The sequence below is a fragment of the Streptomyces sp. NPDC093801 genome (assembly GCF_040701585.1).
Lineage (GTDB): Bacteria > Actinomycetota > Actinomycetes > Streptomycetales > Streptomycetaceae > Streptomyces.
This window is the reverse complement of sequence record NZ_JBFBDP010000006.1, coordinates 154,909-179,849: the sequence shown is the minus strand read 5'-3', so window position 1 is coordinate 179,849 and position 24,941 is coordinate 154,909. Positions and strand designations below refer to the sequence as shown.

Sequence of the window (24,941 nt, the reverse complement as noted above, 5' to 3'; positions counted from 1 at the left end):
GTTCTTCCCGGCCCCGGACGGCCCCCGGACGGACCCCGGACGGACCCGCACCCGGCGTTGTCAGTGGGGCTCGCTAGTCTCCCGACATACCGCAGCCCGGCAGGCGTTGGAGCCTTCCTTCGGGCTGCGCAAGATGGTTTTCGGACAGGCTGGAGGGGCACTGCTGATGGCGTGGCTGGCGTTGGACGAGGGGTACGAGGTCTCCCTCGTGGAGGGGCGGGTCGCGGTACGGCGGCCCGCGGGACGGCAGTTGAAGGCGGTACCGAAGGCGCTGCGCGACCATCCCGAGGTCGACCGGCTGCGCCGGCTCGCCGCATGGCTCGACCGGCACGAGGCGGCCTGCGTGGCCCAGGTGGACGCCTGGATGGTCTCCTCGCTGCCGGTCCCGACCGCGCTCCTCGCCCGGGTCTGGCGCGACGAGGCCTGGCGGACCGCCCTGCGCGACCTGGCCGTCGTGGGCGACGACGACCCCGACGAGGTGGGCTTCCTGCGCGACGCCACCGACACGGGCGAGCTCAAGGTGGTCAACCTCGACGGCGAGACCGTACGCCTCTCCCCCCGCACCGTGACCCTGCCGCACCCCGTGCTGCTGCCCGACCTGGACGACGTACGGGAGTTCGCGGCCGAGCTGGACATCACCCAGCGCGTGGAGCAGATCCACCGGGCGACCTGGACCCGGCCCGAGGACGTCAAGGCCGCCGCCACCGAGGTACGGGACCACGCGGGCGGGAAGTTCCCCTCCCGCTTCAGCCTCGCGGCCCGCGCCACCGGCCTCGGCTACCGGGTGTCCGGCGGCTACGCCACCTCCCGGGTCCGCGACGGCGGCCGGACGGTGGAGGCGGCCGTGTGGATCGGCGAGCCCTACTGGGAGGACGAGTCGGAGACCGGCGCCCTGAGCTGGCACGACGAGGAGGGCCGGGCCGTACGGCTCGGCGAGGTCGGACCGGTGGCCTGGTCCGAGGGAATGCGGATGGCCGCGGCGCTGTACGCCGGGCGCACGATCGAGGAGGGCGGGAACGCATGAGCACCGGAACCACCGCTGCACAGGCCGGCACGGACACCGACGGCGGCACGGCCGCGCGGACGGCGAGCGCCGAACTGCTCTCCGCCGGCGCGGTCCTGCCCGCCGACACCACCGACGCCGGCCCCGGGGCCGTCCCGCTGACCGCGCGGACGTACCGTCACCCGGCCCTCGGGGACGGGCGGGTCGTCGTCCGGCTCGCCGCGGCGGAACTGGGCGCCGCCGAGGACCTCGCGGCCGGCTTCCTGGGCCTCGTGCCGGACGCCGAGCCCGCCGTCGTCGGCCTCGGCCCCCGCCAGGCCCTCGGCTTCCCCGAGTGGGTGCTCGTGCACCACCCCGAGGACGGCCACCACGCCCTCGCCCTGGTCCCCGAGCTGGACCGGCTGGCCCGGCAGGCGAAGACCAAGCCCAAGGCCGCCCTCGACGCCTGCACGGAACTGGCCGAGCGGCTCGCCGCCTCCCTCCCGCACTTCCTGCCCGTCTTCCTCGAACAGGCCGCCCGGGTCTTCCTCGCCGTCGAGAACACCACCTACGCCGCCCAGCTCTTCGGCCGGGCCCGCGCCGCCGAGGCCCGCTACGGCCTCACCGTCGACGAGGACCGCCTCGACGCCGTCTTCCTGGAGTTCGCCCTGGCCGGCGCCCTGCCGGTGAAGGTGCTCACGGGCTACGGCAAGGAGCTCGCCCAGCGGGTCTCCCCCGCCGAGGCCTTCACCCGCTTCCGCCGCCTGTGCGTCCGCCGCACCGCGGGCGGGCTCCCGCCGTCCGCGCAGGCCACGACGGAGCTGCGCCGCCTGGCCCGCGCGGCCGGGCTGGGCGGCGGCGTGCCCGAGCAGGAGTACCTGGCCGAGCTGCTGCCGCTGCCCGCCACCCTGCGGGCGGCGGCCGGCTGGTGGAAGTCCCACCGCGCCGCGCTCATCGCCCTGGCCCGGCGGGTCCCGTCCGTACGGGGCACCCTGCTCGGCATGGTGCCCGGCGGCACCGGCCAGGCCGGCGAACTGGCCGCACCGTGGCTGGAGGTGCTGGAGGAGTCCGGCGCCACCGCCGGACTGGCGGACGCCGGCCTGCCCGAGGCCGAACGCTCCCCCGACGGCACCGCCGGCTGGCTGGAGCGGTTCCACAGCGCCCGGTACGCCGGATGGGGCACCCCGCCCGCCGTGCCGGGCCTGCTCGCGCTCGTCACGCGCTGCGCCGACCGCCTGCGCGCCGAACTCGCCCTGCCGGGCCGCGAACAGGGGCTCCGCCTCGGCCTCCAGGACGTGAACCTGCTCGACCTGCTCCTCTCCCTGGACCTGCCGGTGGCCGCCCCCGGACAGGGGAGCAACACGGTCCTGGGGCTGGAGGAGTGGAGCCGCTGCGAGGAGCCGCGCGACCTGCGGGCCCTGTGCGCCGACGAGCGGCTGCGCCCGGCCTTCCTGCGCACCCTCGACCGGTTCAACAGCCACATGTCGGGAGGCCGCGAGACCGTCCGCCGGCTCGCCGTCACCGCCGGCAGCGGCCCCCTGGTCGCCGAGTGGGTCCGCACGGTGGCCGCCGAGTCCACGGCCTCGGCCCTGCCCGACCTGCCCGAGGCGATCCGCAGGCTGACCTGGCTCCCCTCCGAGGCCCTGGCACTGGCGCCCGAGGAGGTGGCGCGGGCGGCCGCCGCCGACCTGAACGAGGTCCTCGCCCGCACCCTGCGCGGCGGCCTGTTCGAGGAACTGGTCTGGCCCGCCTGGGAGAGCGCCGTCCGCGAGCTGACGCCCGGCCGGGGCCGCGGCCACCTCACCGTGATGGACGCCTGGCCGTACGTCATCGTCGCCAACTCCACCCAGGTGCGGGTCATCGACGCCGACTCCACCGTGCTCACGCACGACCTGCGGATCCCCTCCGGCAACCACCGGCAGATCGGCTTCCACTACACCGACGGGGACCTGCTCGTCTTCTGGGCCACCTACAACGGCCCCGTCGAGGGCTACTGGCTGAGCGCCCCCGACGACGTCCTCACCCTGGACTCCTCGGCCACCTACTGGTCGACGCGCTCCGGGCACGCCTCCCTGCCGCTGCCCGGCGGCGGCCGCACCACCGGCCACGGCGTGCTGCGCCGCGGCGACAGCCTGGTCCCGGCCGAACGGGCCGTCGTCGGCGACGGGACCTCGTACTGGGCGTGGGACACCGACGCCGGCTCCGGCGGCCCGGGCTGGGCCGAGTACGACCCGGCGACCGGGGCGACGGGGCGGCGTTCGATGCCCGGCTTCCTCGCCGACGCCCTGCACGGCCACCCGGCCGGCAGCACCCTGCCCGACAACACGGGCCAGAACTGGCTGCGGCCCGCGCCCACCGTCGCGGGCTCGGTGCTGGGCGCCCCCGCGGACGGGCTGCTGGGCTGGCGCGCCGTGCGCGTGCCGGGCCTGGGCTGGCACGGCTCCGACACCTCCGGCGCCCGGGTCACCGTCCCCGAGGGCGGCGCCCAGCCGCGCGCGGCGGTCCGCCTGCCCGGCGACGAGCGGCCCCGCGCCGTGACCAACGACTGGCGGACGCTCTCCCTCAGCGACCCCGAGGGGGCCGTCACCGCCCGGACCACCTCCCACCACCACGGCGGCCCGCACGCGGCCGGCGACGCGGAACTCCCGCCCCTCGCCTACTGGTACTGCCTGCGCCCGCGCGACCCCGAGGGCTCGGCGGCCCTGCGCGCCCTGGATGCCGAGACCGCCGGAGCACTGCTGAAGGCGGCCGCAGAGGCGGAGAAGCGCGAGGAACTGCCCGCGCTGGTCCGCACGGCCCTGCCCGCGGTCGGCGCTCCCGTGCTGATCGCCGGAGTCGTCGACGCGGTCCGCGCCGCGCTGGTCCAGCGCAAGGCCCTGGCCCGGGTCGCCGAGTCCCTGACCGCCCGCCGGACGGCCCGGCCGAAGCAGGCCGTGGACCGGGGGCCCTCCGACCAGCTGCTCGCCGGCGCCCTGCACGGGCTGACGGGCGCCCCCTCCTACCACTCCTACGGCGGTGAGGCCGACGCCACCTTCGCCTTCCTGCGGCGCCTCGCGGCGGCCGTCGCCGACACCTCCGCCGAGGCGGTGCCCGGGCGGCTGCACGTGGACCTGCCGAAGCTGGCGCAGTCCTCGCTCCCCTGGGCGGGGCTGTTCCTGGAGGAGCCCGCCTCGGTCGCCTACCGCGCGGTCGTCACCGGCACCACCGAGGAGCAGCGGGCCGTCCTGTGCCGGGCGCTGTCCGAGGTGGACGCCCTGGGCCTGGCCTCGGCCGAGACCTCCGCCGCCCGCTGGCGGCGCCTGTCGGTACGGATCGACACGGGCAGCCTGCTGGGCGCCGACGGCCGGGAGCGGGGCCGCGGCGGCCGCCACCGCGCGGTCGTGCCGCTCGGCGGCGGGGCGGTGCTCGCGGTGAACGAGCAGGTCCGGGAGTACGAGCGGGCCCGGGAGTTCGACGCGCTGCTCCACGACCCGTCGGGTGCCTTCGCGGTGCCCGCCCCGTACACCGGCGCCCGGGAGGCGGTGACCGTCGGCGACCGCGGGCGCGGGGCCGGCTGGCTGGCGGCGTTCCTGAAGGAGGCCGCCGAGCGCGGCCCGGCGCCCTGGTTCCCGGAGGCGGCACAGGAGTTCGGCCGGCTGACCGGGGTGTCGGCGGCCATGGCCCGCCTGGTGCTGGCGGGTCTGCCGCACCTGGAGACGCACGAGAGCGGGTTCCTGCCCGCCGAGCTGCGCCAGGTCCTCGGGGTCAAGGCCACCGAGGCCGCGCACGCCCGCAACGACCTGCGGGACCTCTCCCCGGAAGTGCGGCGCGAGCTGGTCGCGGCGCTGCTGCCGGCCGACCCGGCGCGGCTGTGGACGGACGGCCCGGACGCGGAGGCCGCCGCGCGCGTGTGGAATCTGCGCGCGGGCCGTCGTACGCCGGTGCCCGAGTGGCTGCTCGCCGACGCCGCCAAGGAGGTGCGCGGGGCCTGGGGGGCGCACCGTGCGCTGCCCGCGCTGCTGGACGCGGCGGCCTCCCCGGTGCTGTCCCACGACACCGCCTGGGCGGTCAAGGGGGACCGCGCGGAGCCGGTGGTCCCGGGCGGGCGGCCGTTCGACACCGCCGTGCTCACGGGCGCGGTGGGCTTCGCGGCCTGGCTCGCGCACCGGCTGCCCGCCGGGCACCCCGTACGGTCCTGCCTGCCCCCGGCCCTGACCGCCGTACGGCAGCGGCTGGCCGCGCCGGAACTGCTGCTCGGCGTCGGGCACTACGTCGACCGGGCCGCCTTCCGGAAGGCGGCCGGCACCCCGACCGAGACCGCCGAGGGGTACGAGCGGTACGGCGCGGTGGTGCTGGCCACGCACGACGGCCGCCCCCTGCCCGCGCTGCGCACCGCACTGCTGGACTCGACCGGGTCCGACCCGTACCTGCCGCTGCTGCGCGGCACCGAGCAGCAGCCCTCCGCGGCCGAGACGGCGCTGCGCCTGGTCCACGACCCGGTGTTCGCCGCGCTGCTCGCCGACCCGGGGGCGCCGGTGGCGGGCGGGGTGGACGAGGAGGGCACCTGGTGGCCGCAGGACCCGGGCCGCAGCGTGCCGGACCTGGTCGCGGAGGTGTCCGCGGAGTACGGGCTCGGCGCGGACGCGGCCGTCCTGTACCTGGCGCTGCTCGCCATGCCCGACCCGACCGACCGCAACACGGCCCGCTGGACGGGCTGGAAGCCGGCCCGGCTCAAGGCCGCCCGGGCGGAGCTGGCCGCCACCGACCTGGTGGTGTCGGCCACCCGCACCCGGGCCGGACGCTCCCTGTTCCTGCCCGGCCCCTGGGCCGAGCCGGGGTCGCCCGCGCTGCCCGTCGAGCAGTGGAAGCTGCCGATGTACGCCCTGGCCCCGGGCGGCGGACCGGTGCTGGGCGTGCTGGTGCCCGGCGAACCGGCGGCCGTGCTGTACCGCCGGGCGTGGGCGCGGGTCCGCGCGGGCGACGTACCGCGCTTCGAGGAGCTCAAGGTCAAGCGCACCGCGGGCCGGCGGCGCTGAGCGGCCCGCCTTCGTCCGGTTCCGGCGGGGGCGCGTGCCGAGAGGCCGCGCCCCCGCCCGCCGGACCCCTCTTCTTCTTTCCGTACGGCTCTCCAGAACACGAGGACTTCCCGATGACCGTCACCGAACCGTCCGCTCCCGCACGGCAGGTCGTGCCCGCCGAGGAGCGGTACGCCGCCGAACTGTCCTTCCTCGCCGCCCAGGACACCGGCCCCCGCCCGCCGGGCTGGGCGCTCACCCCGCGCGCGGTGGTGACCTTCGTGTGCGGCAGCGGCGGCGAGGAGCTGGCCCTGCCCAAGCGGCGTGCCGGACTGCCGTCCAAGCTGGTGGTCGCGCCGAAGTTCGTCGGCGAACGCGCCCTGGTGGAGCGCTGCGTGGTGACCCTGGCCGGGGAGCGCGGGCTGCTGCTCACGGGTGAGCCCGGCACCGCCAAGTCGATGCTGTCCGAGCTGCTGTCCGCCGCCGTGTGCGGCACCAGCGCGCTCACCGTGCAGGGCACGGCGGGCACCACGGAGGACGCCTTCCGGTACGGCTGGAACTACGCGCTGCTCCTCGCCCAGGGCCCGACCCGGCAGGCCCTGGTCGACTCCCCCGTGCTCGCGGCGATGCGCGCCGGCCGGGTGGTGCGGGTCGAGGAGATCACGCGCTGTCTGCCCGAGGTGCAGGACGCGCTGGTGTCGATCCTGTCCGACCGGCGGGTGAGCGTGCCGGAGCTGACGGCGACCGAGGACGCGGTGGTCTCGGCGGCCCCCGGTTTCACGGTCATCGCCACCGCCAACCTGCGCGACCGGGGCGTCTCGGAGATGTCGGCGGCGCTCAAGCGGCGCTTCAACTTCGAGACGGTCGGACCGATCGCGGACCCGGACGCGGAGGCCGCGCTGATCCGCCGGCAGGCCGTCGCCGCCGTCGAGCGGGCCGGGGCGGCCTTCGGGGTGGACGACAGCGTGCTCGACGCCCTCGTCACCGTCTTCCGGGACCTGCGCTCGGGGCGCAGCGCGGAGGGCTGGGACGTGGAGCGGCCCGGTACGGTCATGTCCACCGCGGAGGCCGTGCAGGTGGCGGCCTCGCTGGGGGTCGCGGCCGCGTACCTGCCGGGCGGTGACGTGCTGGACCTGCTGCCGGGCCATCTGCTGGGCGTGGTCCGCAAGGACGACCCGGCCGACCACGGGCGGCTGCTGGGCTACTGGGACGGGCCGGTGCGCCGCCGGGCCGAGGACGGCTCGGCGATGTGGCGCCGGCTCTGGGACCTGCGCGGGAGCCTGCGTTGACGCCCGCCGCCGGCCCGCGGGAGGCCGTGGAGGCCCTGTCCGCCTCGCGCGCGCCGTACCTGCTGGGCGTACGGCACCACAGTCCCGCGCTGGCCGCGGTGGTGCCGGCGCTGCTGGACGCCGCGGATCCGGAGGTGGTCTGCGTGGAGCTGCCGGCCGACTTCCAGCCGTGGCTGACCCATCTGGCCGACCCGGAGACGGTCGCCCCGGTGGCCCTGGCGGGCCTGGGGCGCGAGGGCCGGCTGGCCTTCTACCCGTTCGCGGACTTCTCCCCGGAACTCGCGGCGCTCCGCTGGGCGCGCGAGCGCGGCGTGGAGGTGCGGTGCTGCGACCTGCCGCTCGCGGACGCCGGCTGGTCCCCCACCGTCCCGTCCGGTCCCGGCCCCGACGGCGCCGTCGGGCGGCGGTCCTACGCGGACGCGCTCGCCGCGTCCGGCACCGGGCGCGACGGGGACGACCTGTGGGACCGGGCCGTGGAGGTCCTGGCTCCGGGCTGCTCCCCGGAGGCCGTCCGCCGCGCCGCCCTCGGCGTCGGCTGGGCCCTGCGCACGGACGCCGGCACCGTCCCGGCGACGGACCTGGCACGGGAGTCCCACATGCGCCGCGTCCTCACGGCGGCGGCCGAGGGCGGCCGCCGGGTGGCGGCCGTGATCGGCGCCTTCCACGCCCCGGCCCTGCTCACGGGAGCCCGGGTTCCGGGGCCGCGCGGGGGCGGTGCCGGAACCGCCAGCTCGGAGGCCCGGACCGGTGCCGGTTCCGGCACCGCGGGCGACGGCGGGGCCGGGGACCGGACCGGAGCCGAACGCGGCACCGACGCCGCGGGCGGCGCCGGGGCCTGCGCCGCGGGCGACGGCACGTCCCCGGACCGGAACGGAACCCGGGCCGACGGCGGGACTCGAGCCGGTGCGGCGGGTTCCGGTGGGGCGTCGGAGGGGTCCCGGCCGGCGGATGCCGGTGCGGAGGCCGGGGACGGGGTCGTGACCTCGTTCGTCGCGTACTCCCACGATCTGCTCGACTCCCGCTCCGGGTATCCCGCCGGGATCCGGGATCCGCTGTGGCAGCAGGCCGTCTTCGAGGCGGGCGGGGACCCGGAGCGGCTGCGGGAGGCGGCCTCGGCCGCCGTCACGCGGCTGTGCCGGGAGCTGCGCCGGGACGGGCACACCGCCGGGACCGGGGAGGCCGCCGAGACCCTGCGGCTCGCCTGCGACCTGGCGGTGCTGCGCGGGCTGCCCGCGCCCGGCCGGGGGGAGCTGCTGGAGGCCGTCACCACGGTACTCGGGCAGGGTGAACCCCTGGGCCGGGGGCGGGCGCTGGCCCGCGCCCTGGAGGCCGTGTTCGTCGGCGCGGCCCGCGGCCGGACGACCCCGCACGCCCCGCGTTCCGGGCTCGGTCCGTCCGTGGAGGCGGAGCTGGCGTCGCTGCGGCTGCCGTCCCCGCAGGACCCGGCCCCGCGCGAGGTGCGCCTCGACCCGCTGCGCTCCGAGCTCGACGGGCGCCGCGAGGTGCTGCTCCAGCGCCTGCTGGTGTGCGGGGCCTCGTACGGCGAGCCCGTGGACGTGGCCGCCACCGGCGACGGCACCGCCCTGGGGAGCAAGTGGCGGCTGTCCTGGACCCCTTCGGTCCCGGCCCGCCTGGACCTGGCGGGGGTCCGCGGCGTCACCGCCGCCCAGGCGGCCGCGGGAACGCTGCGCGACCTCGCACGCCGCCAGGCCGCCGGGGGCGGCCCGACGGCGGCGCAGGTCCTGGCCGGGCTCGCCGCCGCCGCGCGCTGCGACCTGCCCGAACTGGTCGACGTGCGGCTGGGGGAGGCGGCCGCCGTGCTGCCGGAGACCGCCGGGGTGGCGGAACTCCTGGAGGCCGTCGACCTGTTGGAGGGGCTGCGGCGCGGACACCTGCCCGGCGCCTCCGCCGCCGCCCGGGCCGCCGCCGAGGCCCTGGGCGGTGATCTGCTGGACACCGCGGTGCGTTCGCTGCCCGGTCTCGCGGGGAGCGACGACCCCGACGACGCGGCCGCCCTGGTGGCCCTCGCCGACCGGGCCGCCGCCCGTCGGCTGGGGCTGCGGATGGACACCGCCCTGGCGGAACTGGCCGCGGACGGGAGTCCGCTGATGCGCGGTGCGGCCCTGGCCGTACGGGTGCTGCTGGACCTCGACGAGGCGGCCGGGCTCGGTGCCCGCGCGGCCGCCTGGCTGGACGGGGCCGCCACGGCCGACGGCCGGCGGGCGCTGGCCCGCCGGCTCGCCGGGCTGCTCACCGCCGCCGGACCGCTGCTGGAGACCTCTCCGGCCGCGCTGACCCCGCTGCTCGACCGGGTGGACGGCCTGGCCGACGCGGCGTTCCTGGAGCGGCTTCCCGCGCTGCGCGCCGGGTTCGAGGCGCTCTCCCCGGCGGCGCGGGACCGCCTGCTGGACACGGTGACCGAGCGGCTCGGGGACCGCCTCGACCTCGCGCTCGACGCCCCGCCCGCCCTGCTCGCCCTCTGGGCCGCCGCCGACGCGGCCGGCCTGGACGCGCTCGGGGAACTCCCGCTGCCCCCGCGCACGACGGAACCGGCCGCCGCAGCGCGGGCGCCCGGCCGGCCCGCGGATTCCGCGGCCGGCGCACCGGCGGCCACGCCTCCGGGGCAGCCGGAGGGGACGGCGGCAGCGGCCGCCGCGTCCACGCGCCCGCAGGCGGGCGCGGCCGCCGCCGAGGCGGTGCGGGACGGGGCGGCCGAGCCGGGCGGCGGGCGGCGGCTGGCCGCCGCCGACCGGTGGCGGCTGCTCCTGGGCCGCCAGCGCGACCGGCTGCCGGCCGGGGCGCACCGCTACGCCCGCGCCCTCGACGAGCTGTACGGCGCGGGGCGCGGCGAGGGCTCGGGCGACGTGGGCCGGTCCGGTTCCGGCGGCGGCGACGGGGCGTCCTTCCCGACGGCCCGGGAGTGGGCGCAGGAGCTGGAGTCGCTGTTCGGCTCCGACGTCCGGGAGGAGGTGCTCGCGGACGCGGCGGGGGCGGGCCGTACCGACGTGCTGGCCCAGCTCGACCCGGCGTCCGTGCGGCCCTCCGTGGACCTGCTGACCTCCGTGCTCTCGCTGGCCGGCGGCATGCCCGAGCAGCAGCTCGCCCGGCTGCGGCCGCTGGTCAGACGGCTGGTCGACGAGCTGACGGCGCAGCTGGCCAACCGGATGCGCCCGGCCCTGTCCGGCCTGTCCACCCCGCGCCCGACCCGCCGCCCCGGCGGGCGGCTCGACCTGGCGCGCACCCTGCGGGCCAACCTGGCGCACACCCGCCGCTACGACGACGGGCGGGTGGTGGTGGTCCCGGAGCGCCCGGTGTTCCGCACCCGCGCGTCCCGCGAGGCGGACTGGCGGCTGATCCTGGTCGTGGACGTCTCCGGCTCCATGGAGGCGTCGGTGGTCTGGTCGGCGCTGACGGCGGCCGTGCTGGGCGGGGTCCCGACCCTGTCCACGCACTTCCTGGCCTTCTCCACCCAGGTCGTGGACCTCACCGGCCGGGTCGACGACCCGCTCTCGCTGCTGCTGGAGGTCCGGGTCGGCGGCGGTACGCACATCGCGGCGGGCCTCGCGCACGCCCGGACCCTGATCACGGTGCCGAGCCGCACCCTGGTCGTCGTGGTCAGCGACTTCGAGGAGGGCGGCCCGGTCGGCGGCCTGCTCGGGGAGGTCCGCGCCCTGGCCGCGTCCGGCGCCCACCTGCTGGGCTGCGCCGCCCTCGACGATTCCGGCGCGCCCCGGTACTCCGTCCCGGTGGCGCGGCAGCTCGTCGCGGCCGGGATGCCGGTGGCCGCGCTCAGCCCTCTCGCCCTCGCCCGCTGGGTGGGCGACCGACTCCGTGGGGAGCCCTGATGACCAGCCCGCTGTTGCCGCCCGTCGCCGCCGAGGTGGCGGCGGAGGCCGTGGAGGCCCTGACCGCCCGGCTGCGCAAGAAGCTCGACGCCGCCGTGGAGGGCTGCGGGGAGCGCGCGGAGGCCGGCGCGGACGGGGGCGTCACCGTCCGGTTCGGCGAGGACGCGGTGGTCACGCTGCGGCCCGGCCCCCCGGGGGTGGTCGCGGATGCCGCCCAGGCCGCCTGCACCTGCCTGCTGTCCCCGCGCTGCCTGCACCGCGCGGCGGTCCTGACGGCGGCCCCGGTGGCGGACCCGCTGCCCTGGCCCGGTGCGGGCGACGAGGAGGAAGAGCCGGACCCGGCTGCCGCCACCGGTCCGCACGCCCCGTCGGGTGCCGGCCCGGAGGACGCCTCCCCGGCGGATCCCGCCGGGGAACCGGGCCGGGACGGCGGGACCGCCGGGCAGCGGACGCCGGCCACCGCCGGCGGGACCGGCGCCGCCGGACCCGGTGGCCCGGCCGGGGCCGGTGCCTCCGGCGGGGGCGCCGCGGGGCCGGCCGGCGCGGGCCGGACCGGTACGGCCGGGGGCGCCGTGGCGCCCACGGCCGCACAGGTCCGGGCCGGGGCCGCCTTGTGGGCCGTCGGGGCCGAGGCGCTGGCCGCCGGGGTCGCCGCCGGGGGTGCCGTGGTGCAGGCCGAGCTGCTGCGGGCCGCGCACACGGCGCGGGTCGCCGGGCTGCCCGCAGCCGAGGCCGGCGCCCTGCGGGTGGTGCGGGGGCTGCGGGCCGCGCGCGAGCGCGCGGCCGGGCAGCGGCTGGCCGACCTGGCCGCGGCCTTCGAAACGCTGCTGCGCACCGCCGCCCTGCTGGCGGCCGGTACGGGCGGCCCCGGGGTGACCGGGAGCAACCGCCGCGGCTACGCGTCGGGGGGCTCTCTGAGGGTCCACGGCGTGTGCCGGGAGCCCGTGCTGACCGCGACCGGCTACGGGGGCGTGGTCACCCATCTGCTCGGCGCGGACGGCGTCCCCTACACGCTGTCGGACGTCCGCCCCGGCGGGCTCGCCCGCGCCAAGGGGGCGGGGTCCGCCTCCGTGGCCCTGGGCGGAGGCGTCCTCGACCATGCCGGGCTCGCGCGCGGGGGCCTGCGCATCGCCGGGGCGACGGTCTCCGCCGACGGGCGGCTCGGTTCCGGACGCGGGGTCCGGGCCACACCGGTCCCGGGTGTCTCCTGGGAGGGCGAGCCGCTCGCCGCGCTGTTCTCCCGTCCGGCGGCCGGGGCCGTCGCCGCACTGCTGGCGCGGGACGCGGAACCCGGCCTGTTGGGCTGCGCCGTGCAGGTCGCGGGCGCGGCTGGCGACCACCTCCTGGTACGGGAGCTGTCACCCGACGGCACCGTACGGGCGGACGCACCGCTGCTGCGGCTGCGCCCGGCGCACCCGCACCCGGAGCTGGCGCACACCGCCAACCTGCGCCGCCTGGCCGCCTGGCCGGGGCTGGCCCTGCGGGTCGTGGGCCGTCCGGACCCGGACCGGGCGGCCACGCTGCTGCCGCTCGCCGTGGGGCCGGTGCCGGGGGCGGCGTACACGCTGCGGCTGCCGTCCGAGTGGCGGGACCGGGCCGACCTCGGCTACGACCGCCTCCAGGGCGGCCATGTCACCGGGGCCCCCGCCCCGGTGGTCGGCTCCGCCGAACCGGGTCCCGACGTACTGGCCGACTCGCCCCTGTGGCGGGTGGGCCGGCTGCTGGAGGCGGGGGTCGCGGGCGGGCGCCGGGCGGTGGCGGAGTCGGCGCGGTCGCCCGAGCCGGCGGCCGCGTACGCCCCGCTGCGCCGGGCCGGCTTCACGGGGGCGGCCGATCTGGCCGCCGACCTGGTGGCCGAGGCGCAGCGGCGCCCCCGGGACGCCTTCGGCCGGCTCACCGACCCCTCGGCCGACGGGTACGCCCGGGCCTGGCTGGCGGCCGCGACGCACCTGACGGCGGCGCGGCGGTCCCTGGTGGCCGGGTCCTGGGTGTAGGCCGTTCGGCTTGCGGACTCCACGGGACCGGAGCGCACAATGGGCGCTAACGGTGTGAAAACCGGATGAAATTGCATAAACCATGCACATCATGCGGTTTTCACCTTTCCTGCACCCGTCCGGTGGGAGGGGAATGTGAGTTCCGAACCGCTGTCAGAGCGTCCCACCGGTCCGCCCTCCGGCCCCCTGTCCGGCCGCCAGTCCGGCGACCAGGCGGCCCCCCAGCCGCCCCCGCCCACGAGGGGCGGGGACATCCCGTCCGGCCCGGGCGGTCCCCCGTCCGGCTCCGGCGGGGGCGGGGGCGGGGGCGGCGGCCCGACACCGCCCTCCGGCGGGGACGGCCACGGCCCCTGGTGGCGTTCCGTGCCGCGGATCGCGGCGATCACCGCCGCCGTGGTCGTCGCCGTGGTCCTGGCCGTCGTCCTGGGCCGCCCGGGCGGCCAGTCGGCGAGCGCCGGCGAGGTCATCCTCCAGCCCACGGACGACGCGGGCGTGGACCCGTACACCCCGTCCACGGCGAACACGACGGCGTCCATGCCGGCGGCGGCGCCCAGTACGGCTCCCGCCCGGAAGGACGCCATCGCGAGCGTGGCGGGTTCGGAGCCCGGGCTCTACGGCGGCACCCGCAACACGGCGGCGTGTGACGTGGAGAAGCAGATCCGCTACCTGTCGGCCGACCCGGCCAAGAACCGCAGCTTCGCCTCCGTCGTGGGGGTACAGGAGTCCGCGGTCCCCGCCTACCTGCGGTCGCTGACTCCCGTGCAGCTGCGTTCGGACACCCGGGTCACCAACCACGGCTACCGTGACGGCGTCGCCACCAGCTACCAGTCCGTGCTCCAGGCGGGGACGGCCGTGCTGGTGGACAAGTACGGGGAGCCGAAGGTGCGGTGCGCCTGCGGGAACCCGCTGAGCCGGGTGGTTCCGCAGCCGGGCACGCCCCGGCAGACGGGGCACCGCTGGGCGGGCTACCAGCCGCAGAACGTCGTGGTCGTCAACCGCGCGCCCCGGCCGGTCAACGTCTTCGTCCTCTACGACCAGAAGGAGAAGCAGTGGGTCCACCGGTACACGGGTGACCAGGTCCACCACGACAAGCCGGCCCCTCCCCCGCCCCGGCACTGGCCGACGGCCCCGCCGCCGCCCCCGCCGACGACGTACCCGCCCGGAACGTACACGCCGGGAACGCAGACGCCCGGTACCTGGCCCCCTGGAACCAGGCCGCCGACCACGCAGTCCCCCGGTACGAAGCCGCCGTCGACCAAGCCGCCGAACACCCGGCCCCCGTCGACGCAGACGCCCGGCACGAAGCCGCCGACGGCCACGCCGACGCCCACGGGCCCCTCGCCGGCGACGGAGACCCCGGCCACCCCCACCCCGACCACCGGGACCAAGGAGACGCCGGCCCCGACGCCCACCCCGGCGACCCAGACCCCGCCGGCCCCGAAGCCGACGCCGACCGCCCCGGCCCCGGTGCCCTCGGCCACCGAGACCCCGGCCGCGCCGAAGACGGCCACCGAGCCGCCCGCCACGCAGCCTCCGGCCACCCAGGCCCCGGCCACGGAACGGCCCACGACGCAGGCACCGGCGCCGACCCAGGCACCCGCCACTCCGCCGCCCGCCACCCGCGCGCCCGCCACGGAGGCCCCGCAGACCGAGGCCCCGGCGCCGGCGACCCAGCCGCCCGCCCCTGACCAGAACCAGAACCAGAACCAGCAGCACGACCAGAACCAGAACAACCAGCAGAACCAGAACAACCAGAACCAGAACCAGAACGGCTACTAGCCCGTCCCTCAGACCTCCCGCCGGGGCCCGGCCTCCGGCGGGAGGTCGCTGACGAACGCGAGCGCGTCACTCCCGGCCAGACGGTCCGGGTCCAGGGGGGCGTAGCCGAACCAGGGCGAGACGCGCGGTGCGGGCGGCGTACCGTCCAGGGCGGCGGCCAGCCGGCGGGCGTCCACCAGGCAGCGGTCCCCGGGGAGCGCGTACAGGAGGCCCTCGACGGTGTCCGGCGCCGGGACGTCCACCCCGTGCCGGCGGATCGTGCCGACGGCCGTGGCCACGAAGGCGTACTCCCGGCCGAGACGGGCGCCCACCAGCGCGCCGGCGCTCCACCATTCCAGCGGCTCCCCGCCCATCCTCATCGCGCTCTTCTCCCGCTGGAGGTGGGCGTTGTGCGCGAAGGCCAGGACCGGGCCCCGGTCGGCGAGCGCGAGGAGGTTGGCGGCCATCATCCGGCCCCGCACGCCCAGCAGCCGGGTCATCCGGGCCGGCGAGCCGTCGGCCATGGCGTGGTGGTAGCGCAGCAGGCCGGTGGCGGTGCGACCGTGGAGGCGGGCCCGGTCCCAGTCGTCCCGCGAGGTGGCCGCGATCAGGTGCGGGGTCTGTTCGTCGAGCAGTTCCACCAGGTCGTCGGCGAGCAGCCGCAGCTCCCGGGCCCCGGCCGACCGCCCCACGGACAGCGCCGGGTCCCACATCACGCCCTCGTCGGTCCACCGGTCGTCGGGGCCGAGCAGGCGGTCGAGCGTGCCGGCCGTACAGGGGAGCAGGGCGGGGTCCACCGAGGCCTCGAGGAAGCCGTGGAGCGCGGTCAGTGCCTCCCGCGGGCTCGCGGCACCGGTGATCTCCAGCGGGCCGTCGAACCCGGCGAAGCGGACCTGGTCGCGGGCGCGGCGGCCCGCGTTGTACGCGCGCATCCGGCGCACGAGCTCGCGGTTGGCGGCGGAGGCCCCGAACCCGTGGCTGAAGCCGTGTTCCATGACCGCGTCGAGGGTGCCGGCGCCCCCGGTGACGTACGCGTCCACGGCCAGGCCCTTCAGGCAGTCGCTCTCGATCGCGACGGTCCGGTAGCCCTCCTCTTCGACGAGCTGCCGAAAGAGCTCGTTGCGCAGGTCGAGGAGGGCGTCCTCGCCGTGGGTGGGCTCGCCCAGGGCGAGCAGCCGGGGCCGGGTGCCGAGCAGCCGCAGGAGGGCGGCGGCCTCGACCGGGTGCGTGGTGTCCTCGATGCCGTTCGTCATGGCTTCAACGCTATCGTTGAAGGTTCGGTGGAAACTTTTGCCGGTGGTGGCCGCGCTATCGTCGCTCGGGTGGAAGAAAACCTTCAAATGGGCAGGAAGCTCAGGCCCGTCGATCTGGCGCGGCCGCACGGTCTGTCCACCCAGGCCGTCAGGAACTACGAGGAGGCCGGGGTCCTCCCGGCCGCCGCCCGCAGCCCCGCCGGCTACCGCGCCTACACCCCGGTGCACGCCCTGGCCCTGTCCGCGTTCCTGGCGCTGGTCCCCGGCCACGGCCACGCGACGGCGTCGGCGGTGATGCGGGCGGTGAACCGGCAGGCGGTGGACGAGGCGTTCCGCCTCATCGACCGGAGCCACGCCCAGCTGCTGGCGGACCGCAGGACCCTCGAGGCCGTGGAGCGGGCCGTACGCGACCTGGCGTCCGCACCGGACGCGGCGGCGGACACGGGGGCCGGCACCGCGGCGGGCGGGTCCGGCGGCCGGTTCATCGGGCCGCTGGCCCGGGAGCTCGGGATCCGGCCCGCGACGCTGCGCGCCTGGGAGGCCGCGGGGCTGGTGCGCCCCGGCCGTGACCCGCGGACCGGGTACCGCGTCTACGACGGGGCCGCCGTACGGGACGCCCGGCTCGTGCACCAGCTCCGGCGGGGCGGGTACCCGCTGGAGCAGATCGCCCCGCTGGTCGAACGGGTGCGGGGGGCCGGCGGACTGAAGCCGCTGGAGGCCGCGCTGGGCGACTGGCGCGCCCGGCTGTCGGCGCGCGGACGGGCCCTGCTGGCGGGGGCCGCGGCGCTGGAGGCCTACCTCCGCGGGCCTGTCAAGTAACGAACAGCCGGGGCTACGGTCCCGTCCCTCCCCCGGGCACGGTGGAAATCCACCGTGCCGAGCACCCTCGGGTGCTCGGGGCGACCGTCCGGGCCGGAGGAGGACCGTCATGACCGACATCGCCATCACCGGACTCGGCTGCCGCTTCCCGGGCGCGCGGGACACCCTCGCCTGCCGGCGGCTGCTGCTCCTGATCGGCGGAGGACGCCGGTTCTCCGCCCCCAGGGCCGCGCCCACCCCCTCCCGGCTGTGGGCCCTGTCGGCCGCCGGGGTGTGCGGCCCGTTCGACGAGGAGGCCGACGGCTTCGTCCTCGGCGAGGGCGCCGGGACGGTCGTCGTGCGGCCCCTCGCCGACGCGCTCGCCGCCGGGGACCGGGTCTACGCCGTGATCAAGGGCATCGGCTCCGCCGACGACGGGACCTCCCCCGGGCTGCTGGTCCCCACCGCCGAGGGCCGGCTGCGCGCCCTGCGCCGGGCCTGCGCGGACGCGGGGCTCCCCCCGTCCGCGGTGGGCTTCCCGGAAGCGCACGGCACCGGCACCGCCACCGGGGACCGGGCGGAGATCGAGGCGCTGCGGCGGCTGCGCACCGGGTGGCCGGACGACGGCCCCGGCCTGTGCCACCTCGGCTCGGGCAACGCCCTCATCGGGCACTTCCTGTCGGCGGTGGGCGTCGCGGGCCTGATCGGGACGGCCCTGGTCGTCCCCCACCGCGCCGTCGCCCCGCAGCCCCGCACCGCCCCGCACCCGGACCTGGGGGTCGCCGCGGCCGGGCTGCGCTTCGCCGGGACCGCCCTGCCGTGGGCGGACGGGGACGCCCCGCGCCGGGCCGCCGTCAGCTCGTTCGGCTTCGGCGGCACCGACGTCCACGGGGTGCCGGAGGAGCGGCCCGAGCCGGCGCCGGTCCGGCCGCCCGTGCGCGCCGGCGGTGGCGCCGCGGCCCCGGCGCCCCAGCTCGTCCTGCTGTCGGCCGGCAGCGTGCGGCTGCTGGAGCGGCACATCGGCGACGTGCTCGGCACCCTGGAGGCGCTCGACCCGGCCGACCGGCCCCCGCTGGGGGCGCTCGCCCACACCCTGGGCGCGCGGGAGCCGCTCAAGGCCCGGCTCGCGATCGTGGCCGCCGACACGGCGGAGTTCACGGAGCGCCTGCGCCGGGCCCTCCGGCAGCTGGAGGACGGCGAGCTCGGCGACCTCGGCGACGACGCCTTCGCGGCCGGGGCCCCGCTGCCGGCGGCCCGGCGCAGGATCGCCCTCCTCTACCCCGGCCAGGGCAGCCGGCGGCCGGGCATGATGCGGGGCCTCTACGAGGGGTACGCCGGGTTCCGCGCGGCCGTCGACGCCCTGGGCGCCGTCGCCGGTCAGGACGCGGCCGCCCTGCTGTACGGGACGGCCGACGCCCGGGGAGGGGCCGGGGAGGCCGCGCGTCGGCTCACCGCCACCGATGTGTGGCAGCCGGTGCTCGGCGCCGTCCAGCTCGCCGCCACCCGCCTCCTATCCGGCTGCGGCGTCACCCCCGACCTCACCCTGGGCCACGGCGCCGGGGAGTTCGCGGCGGCCGCCGCGGCCGGAGCCCTGGCCGGCGAGGACACCGTACGGCTGCTGGCGGCCCGGGGCGCGGCCCTGCGGCGGGCCGCGCGGAGCGGTCCGCCGGGCGGGATGCTCGCCGTGCAGACCGACGAGGAGACCTGCCGGCGGCTGGTCGCCGGCGTCGACGGCGTGTGGCTCGCCTGCTTCAACGAACAGCGGCAGACCGTGGTCAGCGGCACCGCGGAGGGTCTGGCCGCCCTGCGGCGGGCCTGCGCCGGGGCCGGGGTGGTCACGGCGGTGCTGGAGGTGGCGGGTGCCTTCCACTCCCCGCTGGTGGCCCCGGCCGAGGAGGAGGTGCGCGCGGCCCTGGCCGGGCTGCGGGTCTGCGCTCCCGCCCTGGCGTTCGTGTCGACGGTGGACGCGGAGCCCTGCACGGACCCCGCCGTCCTGCGCGGGCTGTGGGCCCGGCACGCCTCGGCGCCGGTCCGCTTCGCCGACGCCGTCCGCACCGCCTACGAGCGGGGCGCCCGCGTCTTCCTCCAGGTGAACGGCGGCGGCTCGCTGCTCACCCCGGTCCGCCGCACGCTCTACCACCACCACGACGTCCACGTCCTCGCCGCCGACGAGGCGGCGGCGGGGAGGGACGACGGCCGCGGCTTCGTGCGCACCCTGGCCCGGCTCGCGGTCCTGGGCGTCCCGGTCGACCCGCGGGGCCTGGTCCCCGCCGAGGACCGCCGTCTGCTGGACCTGCCCCCGGCCGGTCCGGACACCCGGTCCTACCGGGTGTCCCGGGCACCCGCCGAGGGCCGCCGCGCCGCGGCCCCCGTCCCGCCGTCGCGGCCCGCTCCCACCGGGGGGAGGCCGACGGACGACACCCCGTACGAGCTCCTCGGGCTGATCCGGCAGCAGGTCGCCCTCCTGACCCACCTCACCGGCGCCCTCCCCACCCCGGAACCCCGGACCGCGACCGCCCCCGCACCGGCCCCTCGTGCTCCCGCGCAGCGGGCGGCGGATGCCCCCGCGCCGAACGCCCCGGCCCCCACCGGGGACGCCCCGGCGGCGGGCGCCCCGGCCGCGACCGGCCCCGCACCGGCCGGCCCCGCCCCGGGGCCGGGCCGCGAAGACCCGGTGCCGGCCCCGGCAGGCACGGCCGGCCCGTCGGGAACCCTCGCGCAGGCGCCCCCCTCCCGCACGCCCGACCGGATCCGCCGGGCGGTGACCGCGCCGGCGCAGGAGCTGCGCCGACCGGACGCGGGCGGCACCGGCGCAGCCGACGTCCCCGACACCCCCGACGCGGCCCCGGCCGCGGCCTGAGCGGGGGCCCGCCATGGACACCCTCTTCCGGCCGCTCGTACCGGGCCGCGTCCACCGCTGGGGCGGCGCGGGGCTCCTCGTGGCCCGCCGCCCCGACCTCACCCACCTGCCGCTGTGCCTCTCGGCCGCCGAACAGCGGGTGGCCCGCGCCCTCCCGGCCTGGCGGCGGTCCGGGTGGATGGCCGGCCGGCTGCTCGCCAAGCGCCTGGCCGGCGAGCTCGTCGGGGCGCCGGCGCGGGAGGTGGAGGTCCTCCCCCGCGACGACGGAAGCCCGCACCTGCTGGTCGGCGGCCGCCCGCTGCCCTCCCTGCACGTCTCCGTCAGCCACACACCCGGCCACGCCGCCGCGGCCCTGGCACCGGAGCCGGTGGGCGTGGACCTGTGCGAGACGGCACCGGCGGACACCGTGCACCGGGCCGCCCACCACGCCTTCTCCCCGCGGGAGCTCTCCCTCATCGGCACGGACCGCGGCACGGACCGCGACGAGGCCCTGGCCGGCGCCTGGGCACTGAAGGAGGCCGCCGTCAAGGCCGACCGCAGCGGGCCCTTCGGCGGGGCCCCGCACCGGATCCCGCTCCTGGGGCTGCGGCCCCCCGCGCTCGGCGGGCCGCGCCGGGCGATGGCCTGGCGGGCCGGGGACGTGGTCGTGGCCCTCGTCCTCGCGCACGCGTGACGCGGCGGGCGGTACTGCGTTGGTGCTCCCCGCCCGGCCGGATCATGCTTGTCAGTGGAGCCACCCTGGCCGGACTAGCGAGGGCGAGATGAGCGGCGATGGCGCAACTTCCCACCTTTCCCGGTGAGCGGCCGCAGGGTACGAGCGCCCCGGGCGGGGCGGCGTACACCGCCACGGCCACGATCGGTGACGACGGCGTCGTGACCGACTGGGGCGAGGGCGCCGCCCGGCTCCTGGGCTACGCGTCCTCGGAGGTCGTGGGACGGCCCGCCGCCCGGCTGCTGGCCGAGGAGGGCGTTCCTGCCCCGGGGATCACCCCGGGGCAGGACCGGTGGAGCGGCACGGTGGCGCTGCGGCACCGGGACGGCCGGCGCGTCGAGGTACCGCTGCTGGCGCACCGCTGGACGTCCACGGGCGGGACCGTCAAGTGGAGCGTGGTGTCCGCCGTGGCGGGCCCGGCCGACGCGCCCTGGGACGCTCCGCTGAACGAGTGGGCCTTCGCCCAGTCCCCCTGTTTCCTGGCGGTCTTCGACGCGGACCTGCGGCTGCTGCGGGCGAACACCGGCATGCAGCACATGCTCTCCCTCACGGAGGACCAGATGCGCGGGCTGCGCCTGCCGGAGATCGCCCCGGACCCCGTGAGCGACGAGACGGAGCGCAGGATGCGGCTCGTCGTGGAGACCGGCGAGTCCCAGCGGCTGACCGCCTTCGTCCCCCCGACGGGCGAGGACCGGGAGCAGGCCTGGGAGACCTCGCTGGCCCCGCTGCGCGACCGGGACGGCCGGGTGCGGGCCGTGTGCCTGGCCGCGCACGACCGCGGAGGGGCCGAGGGCGCCCCGCACCACGAGCACCTGAGGCTGGCCCAGGAGCTCACGGCGCCGGCGCAGGACGCCGCGGAGGCGCATCCGCACGGCCGGGAGCAGCGCGAGCACACCACCACGATGACGCTGCAACGGAGCCTGCTCCCGCACACGCTGCCCGAGCAGGGGGCGCTGGAGATCGCCTCGCGCTACCTGCCCGCCGGCGGCGAGGCGGGCGTGGGCGGCGACTGGTTCGACGTGATCCCGCTGTCCGGGGCGCGGGTGGCGCTGGTGGTGGGCGACGTGGTCGGGCACGGCATCCGCGCCTCCGCGACCATGGGCCGGCTGCGGACGGCCGTACGCACCCTGGCCGACGTCGACCTGCCGCCCGACGAGCTGCTCACCCACCTCGACGACCTGATCATCCACCTGTCGGCCGACGAGGCCGACCCGGAGGTGCCCGAGGAGTCCGCCGGGGGCATCGGCACGACCTGCCTGTACGTGGTCTACGACCCGGTGACCCGCCGCTGCACGGTGGCGCGGGCGGGGCATCCGCCGCCCGCGGTGGTGTCTCCGGAGGGCTCGGTGTACCTGCTCGACGTGCCGGCGGGTCCGCCGCTGGGGCTGGGGGGCCTGCCGTTCGAGACGGTCGAGGTGGAACTGCCCGAGGGCAGCCTCCTGGCGCTGTACACCGACGGCCTGCTCCAGGCCCGCGAGCACGACCTGGACGAGGCCCTGGACACCCTGTTCGGGGCCCTGACCCGGCCGGCCTCGACCCTGGACACGGTGTGCGACCGGGTGCTGACGGCCCTGCTGACCCACCGTCCCGACGACGACGTGGCGCTGCTGATCGCCCGGACACGGGCCCTGCACGCCGACAAGGTGGTGGTCTGGGACCTGCCGTCCGACCCCTCGGTCGTCGCGGACGCCCGCCGGTACACCACGGAGCAGCTGACGGCGTGGGAGCTGGACGAGGCCTCGTTCGTCGCGGAGCTGGTGGTCAGCGAGCTGGTCACCAACGCCATCCGCTACGGCCGGCCGCCCATCCAGCTGCGGCTGATCCACGAGAACAACACGCTGATCTGCGAGGTCTCCGACGCCAGCAGCACCGCCCCGCACATGCGGCGTGCGCGGACCTTCGACGAGGGCGGGCGGGGCCTGCTGCTGGTGGCGCAGCTGGCGCAGCGCTGGGGCACGCGGCACGCCCCGACCGGCAAGACCATCTGGGCCGAGCAGTCCCTCGTGGGGTTCTGAGGCCCTGGGCGGGAGGGGCCGGGTTCCCCGGTCCGGCCCCCTGTGACGCGCCTGTGACAGTCGACGGACAACTCCATGAAGTGGCGCCTTCAGGCTCTTTATCAAAGACATACAGCGACATTCCGATATATGTCCCCCTGCTTCCAAGGGTGTGAGCAGCAGCGATGACCGAGCCGACACGGCGGAGGAAATCTCATGAGCCTCACCCTCGTCATGGAGCACGTCGAAGCCCCCTCGGCCCCCGCCTCTCTGGCCCCGCGTGAGCAGGAGGCGCTGCGACACATCGCCGCCGGGTGCACCTACCTCCAGGCCGCCCGCAACATGGGCCTCTCCAAGCACACGGTCGACGCCTACCTGCGCCGCATCCGCGCCAAGTTCGGTGTCAACACCACCGCGGAGCTGACCCGCCTCGCCATCTCGATGGGCCTCTGACACGAGGCCAGGCCCCGGCCCCGGCCCCGGAAAGCCGAACCCCTCGATCCCGGCCCTACGGCCCGTACGGCAACGCGCCGTACGGGCCGTCCTGCTGCGCCCGGAAGACGGGCAGGGCCCAGGAGGGGGGCTCCTGCGGCAGTTCGGGGATCGCCGAGACCTCGGTGGCCGGGTGGTCCCCCCCGGCCGGCGGGCGGCCGCCCCCGGGTCCCGGGTCGACGCGCCGGCCGGGCGTCCCGGTGGCGGCGCGCAGGGCGGCGACGAACTCCAGGCAGGTGGAGTACCGGTCCTCGGGCACCTTGGCCAGACCCTTGGCCAGCACCTCCGAGACGGCGGGGGGGATGTCCGGCCGCTTGCCGGTGAGGGGAGGCGGCTGGTCGTACTGGTGCGCCCACAGCAGGGCGGCCGGATCGGCGTCGCGTCCGAAGGGCGGCCCGCCCGCGAGGGTCTCGTAGACCACGCAGGCGAGGCTGTAGAGGTCGCACCTGCCGTCCACCGGGCGGCCGGAGATCTGCTCGGGCGCCATGTAGTCGACCGTGCCGACGAACTCCCCGGCGGTGGTGAACCCGGTGGGGGCCAGCCTCTTCTTCGTGAGCCCGAAGTCGGTGAGGTAGATGTGCTCGGGGTGGTCGCTGTCGGTGCCCGCGGCGACCAGGATGTTGCCGGGCTTGACGTCCCGGTGGACGAGGTCGTGGTCGTGGGCCGCGTCGAGCGCGGAGGCCACCTGGCCGGCGATGCGCAGCGCGGTGGTGACGGGGAGCGGGCCCTCCCGGTCCAGCAGGGCCCGCAGGTCGAGGCCGGAGACGTAGCGCATGGCGATGTAGAGGACCCCGTCGGTCTCGCCCGCTTCGAACACCGGCACGATGTGGGGGTGGTCGATGGAGGCGGCCACCCGTGATTCGTGGGTGAAGCGGCGCCGGAAGGTCTCGTCGCGGGCCCGTTCGGGGGCGATCAGCTTGAGTGCGACCGCGCGGTCCAGCCGCAGGTCCCTGGCCTGGTAGACGACGGCCATGCCGCCGCGGCCGATCATGCGCTCGACCAGGTAGCCCGCGATCTGCCGGCCGATGAGCCCGGAGGCCCGGCCCGCGTACAGGTGCAGATTGGATGCCGTGCCCATCAGGCGCCGCCCTCACCCGGCCGCCGCGGACGCACAGGGGGTGCGGCGGGCCGCTCTTCGCTCATCGAAAGTCTATCCAGTGATCGATACGGGTGCCCCTCGTCGGCGACGGCGGTCCGTACGCGTGCGGCGCCCTCCGGGGCGGGGTGCTCCGGAGGGCGTCCGAGGGGTGGCCTGCGGGGGTCAGTCGGAGCCGCCGTCGCCACCGCGTCCGCCGCCTCCACCGGTCTCGCAGCCGACGCCGACGCAGATGCCTCCGTCGCCGCCCCGGCCGCCGTCGCCGCCGTCGCCGCCGGCCGGCGCGGCCCCTCCGTTGCCGCCGTTGCCGCCGTTGGCGCTGCCGCCGCAGACGCCGGCGCAGACGCCGCCCTTGCCGCCGTTGCTGCCGTTGCCGCCGAGCGTGCCGTCGGTGCCGTTGCCGCCGTTGGCGCTGCCGTTGCAGAGGCCGGCGCAGACGCCGCCGTTGCTGCCGTTGGTGCCGTTGACCGTTCCGTTGCAGCGGCCGGCGCAGACGTTGTCGCCGACGCGGACGCTTCCGTTGCCGATGTTCACTCCGCCGGCGCCGAGGCCGGATCCGCCGCCGAGGAGTTTTCCGATCCGGTTGCCGGAGCCGGAACCGGAGCCGTGGTGTCCGGTGAGGACCTGTGCCGTGTGGCCGGCCGGGGCGGCCGGGGCGGCGGAGGCGACGGGCGCGAGGGCGCCGGCACCGAGCAGGGTGGTCGAGACGACGAGACCGAGACGCAGCTTCCAAGAACGTACACGCATGGCATTTCTTCCTTGCTGGGGAATGGTTTCCGGGTACGGGTGGGAAATCTTTATCCGTTCGGATGTGCGGGGGCGCCCCGGCCTCTTTTCGGGCCGGGGCGCCCGGGAGCCTTTCCGTCTCCGCTCG

14 protein-coding genes are annotated in these 24,941 nt (G+C 77.7%); 11 read left to right on the top strand and 3 right to left on the bottom strand.

Annotation, left to right across the window (positions count from 1 at the left end; genetic code table 11):
* Nucleotides 1-166: 166 nt before the first annotated feature.
* The 6 genes from AB0469_RS08865 (at nt 167) to AB0469_RS08840 (ending at nt 14,883) form a co-directional block, all read left to right on the top strand.
* Complete coding sequence (locus AB0469_RS08865) at nt 167-1,024, top strand: DUF4132 domain-containing protein (protein ID WP_366450632.1); 858 nt, start codon at nt 167-169, stop codon at nt 1,022-1,024.
* Nucleotides 1,021-5,997 (top strand): DNA-binding protein, encoded by a 4,977-nt coding sequence (locus AB0469_RS08860; RefSeq protein ID WP_366450631.1) that lies wholly within the window; start codon nt 1,021-1,023, stop codon nt 5,995-5,997. The genes AB0469_RS08865 and AB0469_RS08860 overlap by 4 nt, the downstream gene beginning before the upstream one ends.
* Before the next feature lie 113 nt (nt 5,998-6,110).
* Nucleotides 6,111-7,265: an AAA family ATPase gene (locus tag AB0469_RS08855; RefSeq protein ID WP_366450630.1), complete on the top strand. Its 1,155-nt coding sequence runs from the start codon at nt 6,111-6,113 to the stop codon at nt 7,263-7,265.
* Nucleotides 7,262-11,110 (top strand): DUF5682 family protein, encoded by a 3,849-nt coding sequence (locus AB0469_RS08850; RefSeq protein WP_366450629.1) that lies wholly within the window; start codon nt 7,262-7,264, stop codon nt 11,108-11,110. Before AB0469_RS08855 ends, AB0469_RS08850 begins: the two co-directional genes overlap by 4 nt.
* Complete coding sequence (locus AB0469_RS08845) at nt 11,110-13,104, top strand: hypothetical protein (RefSeq protein ID WP_366450628.1); 1,995 nt, start codon at nt 11,110-11,112, stop codon at nt 13,102-13,104. The genes AB0469_RS08850 and AB0469_RS08845 overlap by 1 nt, the downstream gene beginning before the upstream one ends.
* A gap of 363 nt (nt 13,105-13,467) precedes the next feature.
* On the top strand, nt 13,468-14,883 hold the full coding sequence (locus AB0469_RS08840; RefSeq protein ID WP_366450627.1) for a DUF6777 domain-containing protein: 1,416 nt from the start codon (nt 13,468-13,470) through the stop codon (nt 14,881-14,883).
* Nucleotides 14,884-14,891: 8 nt separating this feature from the next.
* Here AB0469_RS08840 and AB0469_RS08835 read toward each other — a convergent pair whose 3' ends face one another.
* Nucleotides 14,892-16,115 carry an erythromycin esterase family protein gene (locus tag AB0469_RS08835; protein WP_366450626.1) on the bottom strand — a complete coding sequence of 408 codons (1,224 nt, stop codon included), beginning with the start codon at nt 16,113-16,115 and terminating at the stop codon, nt 14,892-14,894.
* Between the two features lie 69 nt (nt 16,116-16,184).
* Here AB0469_RS08835 and AB0469_RS08830 point away from each other — a divergent pair, with 69 nt between their 5' ends.
* The 5 genes from AB0469_RS08830 (at nt 16,185) to AB0469_RS08810 (ending at nt 22,932) form a co-directional block, all read left to right on the top strand.
* Nucleotides 16,185-16,934 carry a MerR family transcriptional regulator gene (locus AB0469_RS08830; protein WP_366450625.1) on the top strand — a complete coding sequence of 250 codons (750 nt, stop codon included), beginning with the start codon at nt 16,185-16,187 and terminating at the stop codon, nt 16,932-16,934.
* A 109-nt stretch (nt 16,935-17,043) separates the two neighbouring features.
* Nucleotides 17,044-19,773: an acyltransferase domain-containing protein gene (locus AB0469_RS08825; protein WP_366450624.1), complete on the top strand. Its 2,730-nt coding sequence runs from the start codon at nt 17,044-17,046 to the stop codon at nt 19,771-19,773.
* A gap of 13 nt (nt 19,774-19,786) precedes the next feature.
* Complete coding sequence (locus AB0469_RS08820; protein ID WP_366450623.1) at nt 19,787-20,446, top strand: 4'-phosphopantetheinyl transferase superfamily protein; 660 nt, start codon at nt 19,787-19,789, stop codon at nt 20,444-20,446.
* 98 nt (nt 20,447-20,544) lie between these two features.
* Nucleotides 20,545-22,500, top strand: a complete 1,956-nt coding sequence (locus AB0469_RS08815) for a SpoIIE family protein phosphatase (protein WP_366450622.1) — start codon at nt 20,545-20,547, stop codon at nt 22,498-22,500.
* Between the two features lie 195 nt (nt 22,501-22,695).
* Entirely contained in the window at nt 22,696-22,932 is a 237-nt protein-coding gene (locus tag AB0469_RS08810; protein ID WP_042816916.1) for a helix-turn-helix transcriptional regulator, read from the top strand.
* A gap of 55 nt (nt 22,933-22,987) precedes the next feature.
* Here the strand turns inward: AB0469_RS08810 and AB0469_RS08805 are convergent, their stop codons facing one another.
* Nucleotides 22,988-24,049 (bottom strand): serine/threonine-protein kinase, encoded by a 1,062-nt coding sequence (locus AB0469_RS08805; RefSeq protein ID WP_366450621.1) that lies wholly within the window; start codon nt 24,047-24,049, stop codon nt 22,988-22,990.
* A 183-nt stretch (nt 24,050-24,232) separates the two neighbouring features.
* The gene (locus AB0469_RS08800) at nt 24,233-24,814 is read right to left on the bottom strand and encodes a hypothetical protein (protein WP_366450620.1); all 582 of its coding nucleotides are present in this window, start codon (nt 24,812-24,814) and stop codon (nt 24,233-24,235) included.
* Nucleotides 24,815-24,941 lie beyond the last annotated feature (127 nt).